General features: G+C 22.7%; 18 protein-coding genes and 1 tRNA gene. 8 read left to right on the top strand and 11 right to left on the bottom strand.

The annotated features are described in order from the left end of the window. The first annotated feature begins 8 nt into the window (after nt 1-8). The 3 genes from H0H56_RS01115 (at nt 9) to H0H56_RS01125 (ending at nt 3,727) form a co-directional block, all read left to right on the top strand. Nucleotides 9-890 (top strand): cbb3-type cytochrome c oxidase N-terminal domain-containing protein, encoded by an 882-nt coding sequence (locus tag H0H56_RS01115; protein WP_185874035.1) that lies wholly within the window; start codon nt 9-11, stop codon nt 888-890. Between the two features lie 36 nt (nt 891-926). Beyond that, nucleotides 927-1,382: a FixH family protein gene (locus tag H0H56_RS01120; RefSeq protein ID WP_185874036.1), complete on the top strand. Its 456-nt coding sequence runs from the start codon at nt 927-929 to the stop codon at nt 1,380-1,382. 65 nt (nt 1,383-1,447) lie between these two features. Then, nucleotides 1,448-3,727, top strand: coding sequence for an NADP-dependent malic enzyme (locus tag H0H56_RS01125; RefSeq protein WP_185874037.1), 2,280 nt, complete (start codon nt 1,448-1,450; stop codon nt 3,725-3,727). Here H0H56_RS01125 and murI read toward each other — a convergent pair. The 7 genes from murI to H0H56_RS01160 all read right to left on the bottom strand — a co-directional run bounded on the left by murI (nt 3,724) and on the right by H0H56_RS01160 (nt 8,898). Then, on the bottom strand, nt 3,724-4,530 hold the full coding sequence (murI, locus tag H0H56_RS01130) for a glutamate racemase (protein WP_185874038.1): 807 nt from the start codon (nt 4,528-4,530) through the stop codon (nt 3,724-3,726). The two genes, H0H56_RS01125 and murI, sit on opposite strands and share 4 nt — an antisense overlap. A 77-nt stretch (nt 4,531-4,607) precedes the next feature. After that, on the bottom strand, nt 4,608-4,847 hold the full coding sequence (gene rpsT, locus H0H56_RS01135) for a 30S ribosomal protein S20 (RefSeq protein WP_185874039.1): 240 nt from the start codon (nt 4,845-4,847) through the stop codon (nt 4,608-4,610). Between the two features lie 26 nt (nt 4,848-4,873). Further along, a tRNA-Glu gene (locus tag H0H56_RS01140) sits at nt 4,874-4,945 on the bottom strand. A 522-nt stretch (nt 4,946-5,467) separates the two neighbouring features. Beyond that, nucleotides 5,468-6,718, bottom strand: coding sequence for a 3-phosphoshikimate 1-carboxyvinyltransferase (locus H0H56_RS01145; RefSeq protein ID WP_185874040.1), 1,251 nt, complete (start codon nt 6,716-6,718; stop codon nt 5,468-5,470). A 1-nt stretch (nt 6,719) separates the two neighbouring features. Next, nucleotides 6,720-7,049: a MazG nucleotide pyrophosphohydrolase domain-containing protein gene (locus H0H56_RS01150; RefSeq protein WP_185874041.1), complete on the bottom strand. Its 330-nt coding sequence runs from the start codon at nt 7,047-7,049 to the stop codon at nt 6,720-6,722. 1 nt (nt 7,050) lies between these two features. Beyond that, on the bottom strand, nt 7,051-8,019 hold the full coding sequence (locus H0H56_RS01155; protein ID WP_185874042.1) for a transketolase family protein: 969 nt from the start codon (nt 8,017-8,019) through the stop codon (nt 7,051-7,053). Between the two features lie 15 nt (nt 8,020-8,034). Next, a complete protein-coding gene (locus H0H56_RS01160; protein WP_185874043.1) occupies nt 8,035-8,898 on the bottom strand; it encodes a transketolase in 864 nt (287 codons plus the stop codon). A 122-nt stretch (nt 8,899-9,020) separates the two neighbouring features. On the opposite strand from H0H56_RS01160, the gene smpB reads away from it, so the two are divergent. Together smpB and H0H56_RS01170 are read left to right on the top strand one after the other, a co-directional pair. After that, nucleotides 9,021-9,458 (top strand): SsrA-binding protein SmpB, encoded by a 438-nt coding sequence (gene smpB, locus H0H56_RS01165; protein WP_185874044.1) that lies wholly within the window; start codon nt 9,021-9,023, stop codon nt 9,456-9,458. Between the two features lie 44 nt (nt 9,459-9,502). Then, nucleotides 9,503-10,630 (top strand): OmpA family protein, encoded by a 1,128-nt coding sequence (locus tag H0H56_RS01170; protein ID WP_185874045.1) that lies wholly within the window; start codon nt 9,503-9,505, stop codon nt 10,628-10,630. Between the two features lie 33 nt (nt 10,631-10,663). On the opposite strand, the gene tatC is transcribed toward H0H56_RS01170, so the two are convergent. After that, the gene (tatC, locus tag H0H56_RS01175) at nt 10,664-11,476 is read right to left on the bottom strand and encodes a twin-arginine translocase subunit TatC (protein ID WP_185874046.1); all 813 of its coding nucleotides are present in this window, start codon (nt 11,474-11,476) and stop codon (nt 10,664-10,666) included. A 34-nt stretch (nt 11,477-11,510) separates the two neighbouring features. Between tatC and ychF the strand changes: the two genes are divergently transcribed. Beyond that, entirely contained in the window at nt 11,511-12,533 is a 1,023-nt protein-coding gene (gene ychF / locus H0H56_RS01180; RefSeq protein ID WP_185874047.1) for a redox-regulated ATPase YchF, read from the top strand. Here the strand turns inward: ychF and H0H56_RS01185 are convergent. Next, the gene (locus H0H56_RS01185) at nt 12,523-13,620 is read right to left on the bottom strand and encodes a M42 family metallopeptidase (RefSeq protein WP_185874048.1); all 1,098 of its coding nucleotides are present in this window, start codon (nt 13,618-13,620) and stop codon (nt 12,523-12,525) included. The two genes, ychF and H0H56_RS01185, sit on opposite strands and share 11 nt — an antisense overlap. 6 nt (nt 13,621-13,626) lie before the next feature. Then, nucleotides 13,627-14,406, bottom strand: a complete 780-nt coding sequence (dapF, locus tag H0H56_RS01190) for a diaminopimelate epimerase (RefSeq protein WP_185874049.1) — start codon at nt 14,404-14,406, stop codon at nt 13,627-13,629. A gap of 103 nt (nt 14,407-14,509) precedes the next feature. Here dapF and H0H56_RS01195 point away from each other — a divergent pair, with 103 nt between their 5' ends. Then, nucleotides 14,510-16,018, top strand: coding sequence for a trypsin-like peptidase domain-containing protein (locus tag H0H56_RS01195; RefSeq protein WP_185874050.1), 1,509 nt, complete (start codon nt 14,510-14,512; stop codon nt 16,016-16,018). Here H0H56_RS01195 and H0H56_RS01200 read toward each other — a convergent pair. Continuing rightward, entirely contained in the window at nt 16,015-17,103 is a 1,089-nt protein-coding gene (locus H0H56_RS01200; protein ID WP_185874051.1) for an LptF/LptG family permease, read from the bottom strand. The two genes, H0H56_RS01195 and H0H56_RS01200, sit on opposite strands and share 4 nt — an antisense overlap. A gap of 445 nt (nt 17,104-17,548) precedes the next feature. On the opposite strand from H0H56_RS01200, the gene rsmH reads away from it, so the two are divergent. Continuing rightward, nucleotides 17,549-18,466, top strand: coding sequence for a 16S rRNA (cytosine(1402)-N(4))-methyltransferase RsmH (gene rsmH / locus H0H56_RS01205; protein ID WP_185874052.1), 918 nt, complete (start codon nt 17,549-17,551; stop codon nt 18,464-18,466). Nucleotides 18,467-18,485: the final 19 nt, after the last annotated feature.

An 18,485-nucleotide genomic window follows, 5' to 3' on the forward strand; every position in this document is an offset into this window, starting at 1 on the left:
AGATATTAATGAGATCAAAAATTCCTTATTTTATTATGATTCCTTCTATTTTATCTGTTATAATATTTATATTTTATATTTTTTTAGGAATAGAAAATAGATCATATATTATTCATCCAATAACAATATTTTTTTTAATTATTATAACAATATTATTGTTCATCTTAGATTCTATTAATAATCTAATTTATCGTAAAAAATTACAATTTCTTACAAAAGAAAAAAGAAAAAAAATTATTGAAGAAAATGAAGGAAATTATTTTTATATATTTTATAAATTTTTATTTCATGATACAAAAAAAATGAATCAAAATGTAAAAAAAATAGATCATGGATTTGACGGAATTATAGAATTAGATAATAAATTACCAATGTGGTGGATTCATTTATTTTATTTAACAATTATTTTTTCTGGAATTTATTTTTTTTCCTATTTATTAACAGATTTTTCTGATCCTTATAAAGAATATATTTTTGATTATCAAAATCAATTAAAAAAAATTGAAATTTTTGAAAAAAATACTCCACAAGTTACCCTAATAAATGCTGAATTTAAAAAAGAATTTGTAAAAAATGGAAAAACGCTTTTTGAAGAAAATTGTGCTACTTGTCATCAATCTGATGGAAGCGGGAATATAGGACCTAATTTAACAGATAATTATTGGATAAATATTACAGAAAAAGATTTATTTAAAAATATATTTTCTATTATATGGAATGGTAGTGTAAATAATCCTACTATGCGTGCTTTTGGTAAATCTGGAGAAATAAAAGGAAATGATATTCAAAAAATTTCAAGTTATGTTTATTTTATTAATACAAAATTAAAAAAACCCATAAAAAATAAAGCACCTCAAGGGAAAAAAATAATTAATTGGAATAAAATATGAATTTTATATTTTTTTTAAAATTTTTAAGTTTAAATTATGAAAATAAAATTTAACTGGGGAACAGGAATTATATTATCTTTAGTTATTTTTATAAATTTTATTATTTATATAACTTTTTTTTTCCCTCATGTAGGTAGTCAACTAGTATCAGATAGGTATTATGAAGAAGAAATAAAATATCAAAATATTATTAATGAGAAAAAAAATGTATTAAAACTTCCTCAAAAAATTAAAATATTCATATTATCTTCTGGAATTAAAATAATATTTCCACAAATTTTAGATAAAATGTATGGTTTTTTTACTTTATTACGTTTTTCATCTAAAGATTTAGATGTTATAAAACCTTTTAAAATTTTAAAATATTCAAAAAAAATATTATTTATTCCTAAAAAATTTTTAAAAAAAGGAAATTATAAACTGATAATTAGATGGAATTCTAATAAAAAAAAATATTTCTTTGAAAAGGATTTATTTTGGATGTCATCATAATGAATGTTTACTGATTAATTTTTTTTAAAAAAACATTTTTACAATTATTATTAATATTCAGTATCATGAGAAAAAAAATAAATAATTTTAGAGAAGAATCTTTAAATTATCATAGTCAATTTCCTTCTGGAAAAATACAAATATCTCCAACAAAAAAATATAATAGTCAAAGAGATTTATCTTTAGCGTATTCTCCAGGAGTTGCAGAACCTTGTAAGGAAATCGCACGTTTTTCTCAAGAAGTATATAAATATACTTCTAAAGGGAATCTTGTCGCGGTAATTACCAATGGTAGTTCAGTTTTAGGATTAGGTAATATTGGCGCTTTAGCCTCTAAACCTGTCATGGAAGGAAAAGCACTTTTATTTAAAATATTTTCTGGAATTGATGTTTTTGATATAGAAATTAATGAATCTGATCCAAAAAAATTTATAGAAGTGGTAAAAGCTATTTCTCCAACTTTTGGAGGAATTAATTTAGAAGACATAAAAGCTCCAGAAGCGTTTGAAATAGAAAAAAGATTAAAAAAAGAATTAAATATTCCAGTTATGCATGATGATCAACATGGGACTGCTATTATTTCAGGAGCCGCATTACTTAATGCTATAACTTATGTAAAAAAAAATATTAAAAATATAAAAATGGTAGTAAATGGAGCTGGAGCTGCGGCAATTTCTTGTACAAGAATTTATAAACAACTTGGAGTTTCCACTGAAAATATTTTAATGTTTGATAGTAAAGGATTATTACATAATTCACGAAAAGATTTAAATACAGAAAAAAAAGAATTTGCAGTAAATACTTCTTCTATTCTAAATTTAGAAGAAGCTATTAAAAATACAGATGTTTTTATAGGATTATCCATTGGCGGAATATTAAAACCAAAAATGTTAAAAAGTATGGCAAAAAATCCTATTGTATTTGCTATGGCTAATCCTGATCCTGAAATTGATTATAACTTAGCTATAAAAATACGTCCTGATGTTATTATAGCTACAGGAAGAAGTGATTATCCTAATCAAGTAAATAATGTATTAGGTTTTCCTTATATTTTTAGAGGAGCATTAGATGTTCATGCCAATATTATTAATGATGAAATGAAATTAGCGGCTATTTATGCTATAGCTTCTCTAGCCAAAGAACCTGTTCCAGAACAAGTAAATATTGTTTATAATAAAAAAAATATTTCTTTTGGAAAAGAATATATTATTCCTAAACCTTTTGATAATCGATTAATTACTCGTGTCTCTCCTGCTGTAGCTAAAGCAGCTATGGATACTGGAGTAGCAAAAAATCCTATTTTAGATTGGAAAAAATATAAAGAAAAATTATTAGATAGAATGGGGTATGAAAGTAAAATTTTGAGAATGATTCAAAATAGAGCACGTACAAATCCTAAAAAAATAGTTTTTTGTAATGGAGAAGAATATAATGTTTTAAAATCTGTTCAAATTCTACAAGAAGAAGGAATTATTTATAAACCAATTGTTCTAGGTAAAAAAAATAGGATAAAATATTTAATTAGTGAAAATAATTTAGATATAAAAATACAAATTATAGATCCTGAACAAGAAGAAAATAAAAAAAAAATAGAACATTATGCTAAAATTCTTTGGAAAAGAAGAAATAGAAAAGGAATAACTCAATATGATGCAAAAATTCGTTTACGTACTAATGATCATTTCGGAGCTATGATGGTCGATCAAGGAGAAGTAGATGCAGTTATAACAGGATATTCCAAAAATTTTTCATTAAGTTTACAGCCTCTTTTAGAAGTTATAGGTAGAGCTCCTTCTATTCAAAAAACAGCTGGAATGATAATTTTATTAACAAAACGTGGGCCTTTATTTCTTGCTGATACTTCCATAAGTACTAATCCTACTAGTGAAGAATTAGCTAAAATTGCTTTAATAACGGCGCATGTAGTAAAAAAATTTGACATAGAACCACATATAGCAATGTTATCTTTTCAAAATTTTTCATCTAATTCTAAAACTTCTTATAAAGTATCACAAACAGTAGCTTTTTTACATAAGAAATATCCAAATCTTATAGTAGATGGAGAATTACAACCTGATTTTGCTTTAAATGAATTTTTATTAGCGAGTAAATTCCCTTTTTCAAAATTAGTTAAAAAAAAAGCAAATATTTTTATATTTCCAAATTTAGAATCAGGAAATTTAACTTATAAATTTATTAGAGGGTTAGGAAATATTCAAACTATAGGTCCTGTTATATTAGGAATGAAAAAACCGGCACACGTAATGCAAATGCAATCTAGCATAGAAGAAATTATAAATTTATCCACTATAGCTGTGATAGATGCACAAATTAGAAAAAATTAAAAAAATATTTTTTCCAATAAAATATTTGTTCCAAACAAATTTTTAATTTTTTTTTGAAAAAATGTAGATCTAGAACTAGATGTATAAAAAATGGAGGTATTTTTTTTTTTAGGATGAATACATAATAAATTATTTTTATGTAATATTCTTTGTATATATTGTACTACTATTTTTTGTATATCAATTAAATAAACTTTCCCCCTATAAAAATTATTTATTTCTTTTTTTAAAAATAAATAATGAGTACAAGCTAATAATAATGTATCTATTGATGGTAAATGATTTAAATAATTTTTAATAATAGAATGAATTTTTTTTTTTTCAAATCCATTTTCTATAATTGGAGCTAATAATGGTGTTTCTTTTGTAAAAATATCTAAATGAGGACAATATTTTTTTATTTTTTTTTGAAAAAAATTTGAACGGATAGTAGCAGATGTAGCTATAATTCCTATTCTTTTAGAATAAAAAAAAACTTCATTAGTTATTATAGGATCTATAATATTCAATATTAATATTTTTTTATAAAATTCTTTTTGAAGAATATACAACGCATTGGATACTATAGAGTTACAAGCTATGACTATTGCTTTACATTTTTTTTTATAAAGAAAAGTAATTATTTTTCTAGAATTATTTATAATAAAATCTTGAGATTTATCTCCATAAGGCATATTTTTAGTATCTCCAAAATAAATAATACATTCATTAGGCATATAATTTTTAATTTTTTTAGCTATTAAAAGTCCTCCTATTCCAGAATCTAATATTCCTATTGGAGAAAATGTACTCGTTGTTATCATATAATAAAAACAAGAAATAAATACATAAATAATTTATAAAAATCAATTTTTTTATATTGAAATTAAGGATGAAATAATTAATTTTTTACAAAATTTTTTCTTAATTTATTTTTTAATCTTTTAGCTTTATTCATATGTATAATATGTTTTTTAACTAATTTATCAATCATAGATATAACCTGAGAATATTGATACTTTTTTTCATTTTTAATGAATTTTTTGATAGCAGTTCTTGTACTTTTATATACATATTTATTTCTTATACGTCTAGTATAATTTTGTCTAATTCTCTTTAAAGACGATGAATGATTTGCCATAAAAAAATAATATAATCTTTTTTGTATAGCCCATAGGGGAATCGAACCCCTCTTTCCAGGATGAAAACCTGATGTCCTAACCAATAGACGAATGGGCCTTTTATCAAAAGCATTAATAAGTACAAATTTAATTTTTTTTGTATTTAATACAAGTATTTTTCTTATTTTTGATTATCCGTATTTATTTTTAGTATTTTTTTATAAATTTATTTTATATTTTCTATTTTATTCTTTGTCTATTATATGTAGATAAAATCATACAAATTTTTTTTAAAAAAAATATATTTTCACACCATATTTATATGGTTTAAATCCTATGGGATATATTGTTCAGCTTTTATTAAAATGTTTTTTCTTGAATTACACGTAAATACTAAAGTTAAAAAAGGTTTTTTTGTTTACAAACACAAATAAAGGCGATATATTTTTATACAGTACATTATAAATAGACAAAAAATTAATTATGTAGGAATGGGGATTGATATCAACGATTAAAAATAATATATCTTTGTATTTTAAAAATACTACTTATATACAATGGATTTTATTTTTTTTATAAAAATGAAATAAAAAATATTGGATTGGAATCATAGATTTATTCCAGCTATAAGAATTCTTTATTATTCGTAATAATTAATTTCAAAACCTAAATATTTTAAATCATTCCAAAACAAAGGATATGATTTTTCTACAACATTTGGATCTTCTATTTGAATAGATTGAGACAATCCAAATGTAGAAAAAGCCATCGCCATTCTATGGTCTTGATAAGTTTTTATTCTTATGAAAGAATTGCTCTTTTTTTTAAAAAAATTAGTAATTCTTAAACAAGAATTAGTAATGCTTATTTTAACACCTAATTTAAATAATTCATTTTTTAATGCTTTTAATCGATCTGTTTCTTTAATTTTTAAAGTTTCTAAACCTTTTAAATAACATTTTAGTTTAAGAGCCGCACAAGTAACTACAATAGTTTGCGCTAAATCTGGATTTTTATTTAAATTTAAATGAATAAATTTTTTAGGAATAAAATTTAATATTTTCCTTAAAATTATTTTTTTTTTATCAAAAATGGTATATATTCCAAAATATTTTTTATATATATCAGATACTTTTTTGTCTCCTTGTAAACTTTCCTTATTATAAGAACTTAAAGTTATATTTATTTTTTTTGAAATACTAGCCATTGAATAATAGTAAGATGCGGAACTCCAATCTGATTCTATGGTAAATATTTTTTTTCCTTTTTTTTTACCTGGATAAATATGAATGATCATATCATCATTCCAAGTAACTTTAATTCCCGCAAGAGTTAATAAATGAAAAGTCATTTTTATATATGGAAGAGAAGTTATGTCTTCTTTTAAATTTATTTTTAAACCCATTTGAAATGTACTGGCAATTAACATCAAAGAACTAATATATTGACTACTAATTTGAGCGTTTATATCTATTTCTCCACCTAAAATATTTTTTCCAATAATTTTTATTGGTGGATATCCTATTTTTTCTAAATAAATAATTTTCGCTCCTAATTTATTTAAAGCATCTACAAGAACGAATATAGGTCTTTCTTTCATTCTATTTGATCCTGTTAAAATTACTTCTTTTCCTTGTTGTATAGATAAATAGGAAGTTAAAAAACGCATAGCAGTTCCAGCATGATGAATATTTAATATATTTGAAGTACTATTTAAATTTTTTTTTAAAATTTTTGTATCCTCACAATTAGAAATATTTTTAATATGAATATCATCTGTATAAATTTTTTTTAAAATTAAAAGACGGTTAGAAATACTTTTAGATCCAGTTATATTAATAGATCCAGATAAAAAATTATTTTTTTTAGAAATTTTAATATAAGAACACATTTTATTTTAATTTTTCATTTTCATGGTGTCTTTGATGATCTCTGATTGTCTTTTTTTTTAATTTTTTCATAAAATATTCTTCTAAATTAATTCCAGTTTGATTAGATAAACAAATTAAAATAAATAAGACATCAGCTAATTCTTCTCCAAGAGATTCTTTTTTTTTTGAATTTTTTTTTGAAATTTGTTCTCCATAATTTCTAGCAATAATTCTAGATACTTCTCCTACTTCTTCAGATAAAAGAATAGTATTCGTTAAAATATTAAAATAACGTACTCCATGATGGACTATCCAATTATGTACAATATTTTGTAAATTTTTTATTTTCAATTTATTGATTATTTTTTTTTTTAAATAAATGATTAACATGATCAATTATAGAATTACGATCAATTTTATATTTTTTTAATAAGTCCATAGGTTTTCCACTTTCTCCAAAACTATCATTAACAGCGACTAAACTTTGAGAGATATCCATTCTTTTAGTGGTAATCATTCTTGCTATACTTTCTCCTAATCCGCCAAAATAATTATGTTCTTCTGCAGTAACAATACATTTTGTTTTGTCAATAGAATTTAAAATAGTTTCTTCATCTAATGGTTTAATCGTATGGACATTAATTACTTCACAAGTAATTCCTGTTTGTTGATACAATATTCTAGAGGCTTCTAATGATTCCCATACTAAATGTCCTGTACTAACTATAGTAACATCTTTACCTTTCGTTAAGGTAATAGCTTTTCCAATTTCAAATATTTTATTTTTATCCGTAAAATTAGCTACAGAAGGTCTTCCAAAACGTAAATAAACAGGTCCAAAATATTCAGATATAGCAATTGTAGCTGCATAAGTTTGATTATAATCACAAGTATTAATTACTGTCATTCCTGGTAACATTTTCATCATTCCAATATCTTCCAAACTTTGATGTGTCGCTCCATCTTCACCTAAAGTTAATCCAGAATGAGATGCGCATATTTTAACATTTTTATAAGAATAAGCAATAGATTGACGTATTTGATCATATACACGAGATGTAGCAAAATTAGCAAATGTTCCAGCAAAAGGAATATAATTTCCAATACTTAATCCAGCAGCTATACTCATCATATTCGCTTCTGCAATTCCTATTTGAAAAAATCTGTTAGGAAATTCTTTAGAAAATTGATTCATAAATAAAGAACTAGTAAGATCAGCACATAAAGCTACAATTTTATTATTTTTTTTTCCTAAAAAGGATAAAGCCTTTCCAAATCCAGCTCTAGTTTCTAAATTACCTTTATTTTCATAAATTTTCATAATATTTATTTTATATTATATTGGATAATCCCCTAAAGTTTCAGGAAGTTGAGATAATGCTTTTTTTAATTCTTCTTTATTAGGAGATTTTCCATGCCATAGATTATTACCTTCCATAAAATCTACTCCATATCCCATTTTAGTATAAAGAATAATTAAAACAGGCTTTCCTTTTCTAGTTTCTTGTTTTGCTTTTTTTAAAATGTTAATAACTTTTTTTATATTATTTCCTTCAAATTCTTCTAAAACTTTCCAATCAAAAGATTGGAATTTTTTTTTTAAATCCCCAAGAGGAAGTACTTCATCTGTCGTTCCATCGATTTGTTGTCTATTGTAATCTACAGTTGCGATATAATTATCTATATGTTTCCCTCCAGCATATAAAACTGCTTCCCATATTTGTCCTTCATTTAATTCTCCATCTCCATGTAAACTATAAATGAGACTCAAATTATCTTTATCTAACTTTTTAGATATAGCTGCACCAATTGAGATAGACATTCCTTGTCCTAATGATCCTGATGAAATTCTAATTCCTGGAATATTTTTATGTATAGAAGGATGTCCTTGTAAACGAGAATTAATTTTTCTAAAAGTAGACAATTCTTTAATTGAAAAAAAACCAGAACGAGCTAATATACTATAATAAACTGGAGATATATGTCCATTAGATAGAAAAAAAATATCTTCATTTTTTCCATTCATAGTAAAATTTTTTGGATCATAATGCATAATTTCTTTATATAAAGCTACAAAATATTCTGTACATCCTAAGGATCCCCCTGGATGTCCAGAATTTGCGTTATTTACCATACGTAATATATCTCTTCTCACTTGAGAACATAAATCTTTTAAATAACGTTCACGTCGTACATTCATATTGTTATTTTATTTGGAATATTGATTCATAAGAAATAAAATGAAAGTATTTTTAAATAAAAATTAATTAATTTTTATTTTTTCATATTATTTTTGCACAAAAACAAAAATAATAATTAATTATGAGTATTTTAAACAGAAAGGCTAGATTTCAATATCATTTTTTAGAAAATTATATAGCTGGAATTCAATTGTTTGGGCCTGAGGTAAAATCTATTAGACAAAATAAAGTAAATATAACAGAAAGTTACTGTCAAATAAAAAATGGAGAATTATATTCTATTAATATGTATATAGCTGAATATCAAAATAATAAATTTTTAAATTCTAAAAATAGAAGAGAAAGAAAATTATTATTAACCAAAAAAGAATTAATAAAAATTGAAAAAAAATTAAAAATACCTGGATTAACAATTATTCCTATTAAATTATTTTTCAGTAAAAAAGGATATGTAAAAGTAAAAATTTGTTTAGCAAAAGGGAAAACAATATATGATAAACGTGAATATATACGAAAAAGAGATTTTCGAAGAGAAGATAAAAGAGAAAATAATATATAAAATATATTATATTTGTTTATTATGTTCAAAGAAATTATAGTTTTATGAAAAACGTCAATTTTTTTATTATTACTTTATTTACTTTATTTTCATCTGTTGTATATTCTCAATATTATAAAAAAAAATGGTCTATTAGAATAAGAGCTCATGATATTAATTATTATCCCACTAATGATCCATTCAAAGATTTTTTTCATCAAACCAATAATAATATTAATCCTTTTTTTTCGGATGTGGAATTAGAATTTAATCTAAATAAACATTTAGGGGTATATTTAAATCCTTCATTAGGAATGGTGGATAATTCTAGATGGACATTAAAAGATAATTTTTTTCTAAAATTAGATCATGGAGTTAATTTTTATTTATTTCCAAAATATTGGTTAGATCCATACCTAAAATTAGGTGGTGGATATCATAAATTTAATTATAAAAATAAAATATTAAAACTTACAGGATTAAATTTTTTTAAATTAGAAAAAAAAAATTTTTTTCTCTTAGATGGTGGATTAGGAATGAATGTTTGGATTGTTCCTAATTTTGGGATCAATATTCAAAGTAATTATAATCATATTGTAACTTCTTTAAAAAATTTAGATGCACAAGATTATTTGAATTTTTGGCAACATACTTTAGGTGTTATTTTTCGTTTTAATATAAAAAAAACTAAAAATTTATTTAAAAAACCAAAAAAAATAACAGAAATATATCCAAAAAATTATTCTTTTCCATCAGAAAAAACATGGGAAAAAAATAAAAATGAAAAAAATAAAAAAGAAAAAGAGGATTTCGATAATGATGGAATTGTCGATAAAGAAGATTTATGTCCAGATAAATTTGGAAAAAAAGAAAACAATGGATGTCCTAATATAGTGGTAGTATTTCCTCCTATTTTATTTAACGTAGGAAAATTTACATTATCTTCAATATCTTTAGAAATTATTAATAAAATTTCTGAAATTATGATCAAAAAAATCCCTTATGCTAAATTTTATATAACTGGATATACAGATTATCATGGAAAATCCTCTTATAATAAAATTTTATCTATAAGAAGAGCACAGACTGTATTTAAAGCTTTAGTTTCCAAAGGAGTAGATCCTTATAGAATGGAAATTCGAGGGGGTAAAAAAAATCAAAAAAGATTTGTGAAAATAACAATAAAAAAATAATAATTTATTAAAAATAAATCTCTTAATTGAGGTTTATTTTTTTTTATAAAAAAAAGAAATATAAATACTCAATTGATAAAGTATCACTAAAGGAATTAAAACGACTATAGTACTAAAAATATCACCTGGAGTAATAGCAGAAGAAATAATAAATATTATTAAAAAAGCATGTTTTCTATATTTTTTTAAAACAGTAGAAGATATTAATTCTATTTTAGTCAAAAAATATATAACAATAGGAAAAAGAAAAGTAATTCCCATAGATAATATAGAATTTATAATTAAAGATAAATAATCCGATAAATCAAATATATTTATTGGAATTGTACTGATTCTAAAGGTAGACCCAAAATGAATTAAAAATGGACATAAAATAAAATAACCAAAAAAAATTCCCGATATAAATAAAAAAGTAGCCATTATAATAATACCTCTAGTATATTTTCTTTCTTTTTGAGAAAGAGCTGGTTTAATAAATTTCCAAAATTCATAAAATATATAAGGAAAAGATAAAATTAATCCTCCTATAAAACAGGTCCATATATATATATTAAATTGTCCAAATATTTTTCTATTTTGTAATTCTAAATTTTTTGAAAAAAAATAAATAGAATAAGTTGGATTACAATTTTTTTGAAAAAAAAAAAATTTTATTTTAGAAAAAATACGATAAGTAATAAAATCCGTCTTTGCTGGTCCAAAAATAATATAATCAAAGAGTATATATTTATTATTCATTAAAATAATTGTAAGAATTATAATCGCACATAAACTATGAATTAGATGTTTTCTTAATTCTTCAATATGTTCCCAAAAAGGCATTACTTTTTTTTTATCTTTACTCATAAAATGATTCTATTAATATCAAATATTTAAATTAATGAAATGCGGAATAATTGGACTTCCAAATATAGGAAAATCAACTTTTTTTAATCTTATTTCTAATTCTAAAGTTTTATCAGAAAATTTTCCTTTTTGTACCATAGAACCTAATTATGGATGGACAAAAATTCCTGATCAAAGATTATATGAACTCAAAAACCTTATTCATACAATAAAAATTGTTCCATCAGAAATAAAAATTGTAGATATCGCTGGATTAATTAAAGGGTCACATAAAGGAAATGGTTTAGGAAATAAATTTTTATCTCATATTCGTGAAACAAATGTTATTATTCATATGATACGTTGTTTTAAAGATATAAATGTTATTCATGTAGAAAATAACATAAATCCTATTAGAGATAAAGAAATTATAGATATAGAATTACAATTAAAAGATTTAGAAACTATAGAAAAAAAAATCGAAAAAATAAAAAAAAAAAATTATAAAAATATTTTATATACGTTACAAAACGTATATGATTTTCTGAAAAAAGGTAAAAATATTAGAATGTTCCCATTCAAAAATAATGAAAAAATATACATAGAAGATTTACATTTATTAACTATAAAACCTGTACTTTATGTATGTAATTTAAATGAAAAAGAAGAGTATGATAATGAAAAGATACAACATTTAAAAAAAATAATACAGCTGGAAAAATCTACTATAGTAATGGTTTCTTTAAAAAAAAAAAATACAAAAAATTTTTATCAATATGGTATTGATAAAATTATAAAAGAAGCATATAAATTATTACATTTACAATGTTTTTTTACTATAGGAAAAAAAGAAATACGTTCTTGGTCTATCCCTAATACTTATACAGCATATCAAGCTTCTTCTATTATTCATTCAGATTTAAAAAAAGGATTTATTTGTGCAGAAATAATTCATTACCATGATTTTATTAAATATGGATCAGAAAAAAAAGCAAAACAAGCAGGAAAAAAATTTGTAGTAGGAAAAAATTATCTCATTAAAGATGGAGATATTATCCATTTTAAATTTAATACATAAAAAATTTTTCTATAGATAAATTAATTCCTTTTAAGGTTTCAAAAATTAATTGTATAGTTTTTTCTACATCTTCTTTATGAACCATTTCTACTGTTGTATGCATATATCTAAGTGGAATTGAGATTAAAGCAGATGTTACTCCTTTATTGGAATAAGCAAAAGCATCGGTATCAGTCCCTGTATATCTAGATGAAACTAAACGTTGAAAAGAAAGTTGTTGTTTTTGAGCTGTATGAATAATATATTCTCTAATATTTTTTTTTATAGAAGGAGCATATACTATAACAGGTCCTAACCCACATTTAATATCTCCTTGTATTTTTTTATCCATCATAGGCGTAGAAGTATCATGTGTCACATCCGTAACAATAGCTATATGTGGATTGATTATTTTAGAAATTACTTGCGCTCCTCTTAATCCTACTTCTTCTTGAACAGAATTTACCACATATAAACCATATTTTAAATTTAATTTCTGTTCTTTTATCATTTTTGTTACTTCTGCAATTATAAAACCTCCTATTTTATTATCTAATGATCTACATACAAAATAATTTTTGTTTAAAATCAAAAAATCATCTGGATAAGTAACAAAACAACCTACATGTACTCCTATTTTTTCTACTTCTTTTCTATTTTTTCCACCAATATCTATAAATATATTATCTATATTTGGATTTTTTTCCTCTGAAATTTTTCTTGTATGAATAGCTGGCCACCCAAATACTCCATGTACTAAACCATTTTCTGTATGAATTACTACTTTTTTTGATGGAGCTATTTGATGATCTGATCCTCCATTACGAGATACATAAATCATTCCATTTTCTGTAATATAATTTACATACCAAGAAACTTCATCTACATGAGCTTCAATAATTAATTTATATGGAGAATTATTAGGATTTATAATCCCTACTACTGTTCCATATAAATCTGTTTCTGTTTTTTCTACATAATAATTAATGTAATTTTTCCATATTTTTTGTCCTTCACTCTCCTCTCCAGTAGGAGAAAAACTATTTAAATAATTTTTCAGAAATTTTATAGATTTTTCATTGATTAAATAAACATTTTTATTTTTCATAATTTTTTAAATATTTATCCATCCTTCAAATATTAATTTTGTGGATCCAGTTAAATAAATTTTTTGATATGTATTTTTTTCTTTTTTAAAAGATACCCATAATTTTCCTCCTAAAGTATATACTAATACTTGTTGATCTTTATATATTTTTTTTAATTCATACGAAGCAATAACAGATGCAGTAACTCCTGTCCCACAGGATAAAGTTTCATTTTCTACCCCTCTTTCATAAGTACGAACTTTCAGTATATTTTTCCCAATTAATTCTACAAAATTAACATTTACTCCTTTTTTTAATCGAATTTCTCTCCCTTTTTTTTGTACATCTATTTTTTTTATATTATCTACAAAAATAACATTGTGTGGAGATCCTGTATTTAAATAAATATGTTGAGAACATAATTTTATCATATTTTTTTTTATATCAATCATTTTAATAGAAACTAAACCTTTATTTTGTATATACCCATAATGATTTCCATCTATAGCTCTAAAATAAATTTTATTATTTTTTGTAATACCTAATTTTTTTGAAAAAGAAATAGCACATCTTCCTCCATTTCCACACATAGAACTTTCCTTCCCGTCAGAATTATAATACTTCATATAAAAATCCTTATTAGGGTCATTTTGAATTAAAATAATTCCATCTGCTCCAATTCCAAAATGTCGATTACATAATCTTTTAAAACAAGAAAAATTTACTTTTGTAAGTTTTTTTTCTCTATTATCTATCATAATAAAATCATTCCCTGTTCCTTGATACTTTAAAAAATCTATTTTCATATTATTTATGAAGTAAATCTTTTTTTATTTGAAGAAAAAATTTTTTAACTATGTAAGTTACACTTCATATTTATATATTTGTGTGGTAAATATATTCATAAATATGAAGAGAATAGTTTTTTATATTTTACTTAGTAGTATGATGAGTTCAGTTATAACTATTGCTGCATACAAAAAATATAATAAAGAAGAATCTCTATTATTTCCACCATATAATAATAATGAAAAAAATAAATGGACTCCTTCTACTTCCTCATTAGTCAGTTCTGCTGGATTACCTGATTTTACTAGAGTAGTAGAAAAAACAATTCATGCGGTAGTAAATGTAAAAAATTATTCTAATAAATATCATAATAAATTAAATTTTGATCCATTTGATTTTTTCTTTGGATTCCCTGATGATTTTGGAGAAAAAGGAAAAATTCCTCAAAATAATAATGATCTTCCTGGACTTCATGGATCAGGTGTAATTATATCTCCAGATGGATATATAGTTACTAATAATCATGTTATTAAAGATGCAGATAAAATAGAAATTACTCTTAATGATCAAAGAACATATAGAGCAAAATTAATAGGAACAGATACTAGTACAGATATTGCATTATTAAAAATTAATGAAAAAAATTTACCATTTATTTATTTTTCTGATTCCAATAAAGTACAAGTAGGAGAATGGGTTTTAGCTATAGGAAATCCTTTTGATTTAAATTCAACGGTTACTGCAGGTATTATTAGTGCTAAAAATAGAAATTTAGGAATATTAAGAGGGGAAACTCAAACAGCTATAGAATCTTTTTTTCAAACAGATGCAGCTGTAAATCCTGGAAATAGTGGTGGGGCTTTAGTAAATACAAATGGAGAATTAATTGGAATTAATACAGCTATTTCTTCAAATTCTGGAAATTTTATAGGATATAGTTTTGCTGCTCCTTCCAATTTAGTAGGAAAAGTTGTTCAAGATATAAAAAAATATGGAACTGTACAACGTGCGTATTTAGGAGTTAGAGGAATGGATCTTACTAAGGGAGAATATTTAAAATATTATAATAATGAAACACATCAAAATATAAAACCACAACAGGGTTTTTTAATTGGAGAAGTTTTTGAAAAAAGTGGTGCTTATGATGCAGGTATTAAAAAAGGAGATATTATTAAAAGTATAAATGGAAAATTAATTCAAAATGTAGCGGATTTATCTTTTATTGTAGGGACTAAACATCCAGGAGATAAAGTTACAGTTAATATTTTAAGAAATAAAAATATAAAAATTTTTAACGTTATTTTAAAAAATTCAAAAGGAAAAACAAAAATTATAAAAAAAGAAAAAATTACTATATCTGAATTATTAGGAGCTACTTTTGAATCTTTAGGAAAAAATATTAAAAAAAAATTTGGAATTGATTATGGAATTCTAATATTAGAAATAAGAACCGGGAGATTAAGTTATATAGGGATGGAAGAAGGTGATATTATTTTATCTATCAATGGTATAAAAATGAGGAGCCCTAATGATGTAGAATCTGTATTAAAAGGATATTCCGGAGATGTAACGATAAAATATTTTAAACCAAATGGTCAAATTTATATATCTGGATTTGAAATGAATTAATGATAATTTTTTTTACTCCAAAAAAAAATAGTAATGATTCCAAAAATAATATTTGGAAGCCAAATAGATAAATAAGAAGGAATATAATTTTTTGTAGAATATATTTTTGATAATTCTATGCAAAAAATATATAAAAAAGATAAAAATAAACCAATTATTAAATGATTTTCTATTTTATTACTATTTAATGATATGATAGATAATCCTAAAATAGTAAATATAAAAGTAGAAAAAGGAAAACTTGTTCTTTGATAATATTCATTTAAAAACATATTTATGTTTTTATTTCCTCTTTTTTTTTCTATTTTAATAAATTTTTTTAATTCATTAATAGTCATTGTTTCCGCAATATATTCTTCTGGTAAAAGTTCTTTTGGTGTTATATAAAAATTTTTTATAAGATAAAATCCTTTGGAAAAAATATCTTTATTTTTTTTTATATGTATTTCACTATAATTATGTAATATATATACATGATATTTTTTATTCCAAAAAATATTTTTAGCTTTAATTAGATATATTAGTTTTTTTCCATGAAATTTTTGATAGACACATTCTTTACCTATATTTTTTTTTCTTGAAAAATTTTGAATAAATAAATATTCATTTTTTGAAATTTGAGCACTGATATTTTGATTATTTTCATATATTTTTTTATATTTTGAATTTAATAAATATTGATAATGAAATTTATTTTTTTTTTTATTAGCTATAGGTAATAAATAATAATTAATCATTAAAGCTCCTATTCCTATAATAAAAGCTGAAATAAAATAAGGGTAGGTAATTCTTTTAAAACTAATTCCACTTACTAAAAGAGCTGTTATTTCTGAATTCTTATTCAATTGTGATGTAACAAAAATAATAGATAAAAAAACAGAAATAGGAGAAAAAGTATTAGCTAACCATATTGCAAAATATGGATAATATCTTATTAAAGCTTCTTTGATAGATCCTTGATTATTTTCTAATCTATGTATCCGTTGAGAAAGGTCTATAACTACAGATAGTATTTGTAATCCTATGGTTATAAAAAAAAAAGTTACAATTATTTTAATAATAATATAACGATCAAGTATTTTCATTTATTTATAAACGTTTAAAATTTGTTAAGATAAATTTTCTCTATAAAGATATCTGATATAAGATTTATTATAAAATTGATCGACATAAGAATAACCTAACTCATCTAAACAAACAAGATGAATCTTTTTCCCATTTATTTAATTCATCAATATGGTTATATTTTATCATTATAATAATTTTGTAAATTTTTCACTATCGGTTCAAATATATAGTTAGTCATAAACTAATGCAGTCCTCTTGTATGAGATAGGATTTTCATTACAGGACTAAAATATAAATTTCCAATAATAATCATCTTATGTCCCATGATCAGTTTCTATAACTCCTACTCTTGCATACGGTTTTTATTAAATTAAATTTCATTTAATAAAAAATCTTACATAATAGGATATCAACGAAATTGACTAATTTCGCAAGAAAAAATAAATAATTTTTTTTCAAAAAATGAATTTTATAGAACATTCAAAAATATATCATTATCCGGTCCTTTTAAAAGAAAGTATAGAAAATCTAATTACAGATAGAAATGGTATTTATGTTGATGTTACATTTGGTGGAGGAGGACATTCTTCTGCTATTTTAAAAAAATTAGAAAAAAAAGCTATTTTAATAGCTTTAGACCAAGATAAAGAATCCATTAAAAATAATTTAATAAAAGATAAGCGTTTTTATTTATTACATAAAAATTTTATACATATAAGAAGTATTTTAAAAAAATATAATATAGAAAAAGTTTCTGGTATATTAGCTGATTTAGGTTTATCTTCTTATCAAATTTATAATTATAAAAGAGGTTTTTCTCATAAATTTAACTGTACTTTAGATATGAGAATGAATCAAAAAATTCCTATTTCTGCTTTACAAATTATTAATCAATATTCTAAAAAAAAATTATTTCATATATTTTATAAATATGGCGAATTTAAAAATGCTATTCAAATTGCTGAAAAAATTTTAAAAAAAAGAGAAAAAAAACCTATCATTACTACATGGGATTTAATGAATATTTTTTTTTTAAAAAAACTTTCTTTTAAAAAAAAGAAAAAATTTTTATCTAGACTTTTTCAGTCTATACGAATAGAAGTTAATAATGAAATTAATAATTTAAAAAATTTTTTATTAGAATCTTCTAAAATTATCCTCCCAGGAGGTAGAATTGCTATTATTTCATATCATTCTATAGAAGATAGAATTACCAAATTTTTTTTTAAAAAAGGGGTATTTAAAAATCAAGAAATTCCCCGTTGTTATTCTATTCCATTTAAAATGATTCATAAAAAAGTTATTAAACCAACGATTCAAGAAATTAAAATTAATCCAAAATCTAGAAGTGCTCGGTTAAGAATTGCGGAAAAATTATAATATCAATCAGAAATTCAAT

It is taken from the genome of Blattabacterium cuenoti (assembly GCF_014252455.1).
GTDB lineage: Bacteria > Bacteroidota > Bacteroidia > Flavobacteriales > Blattabacteriaceae > Blattabacterium > Blattabacterium cuenoti_R.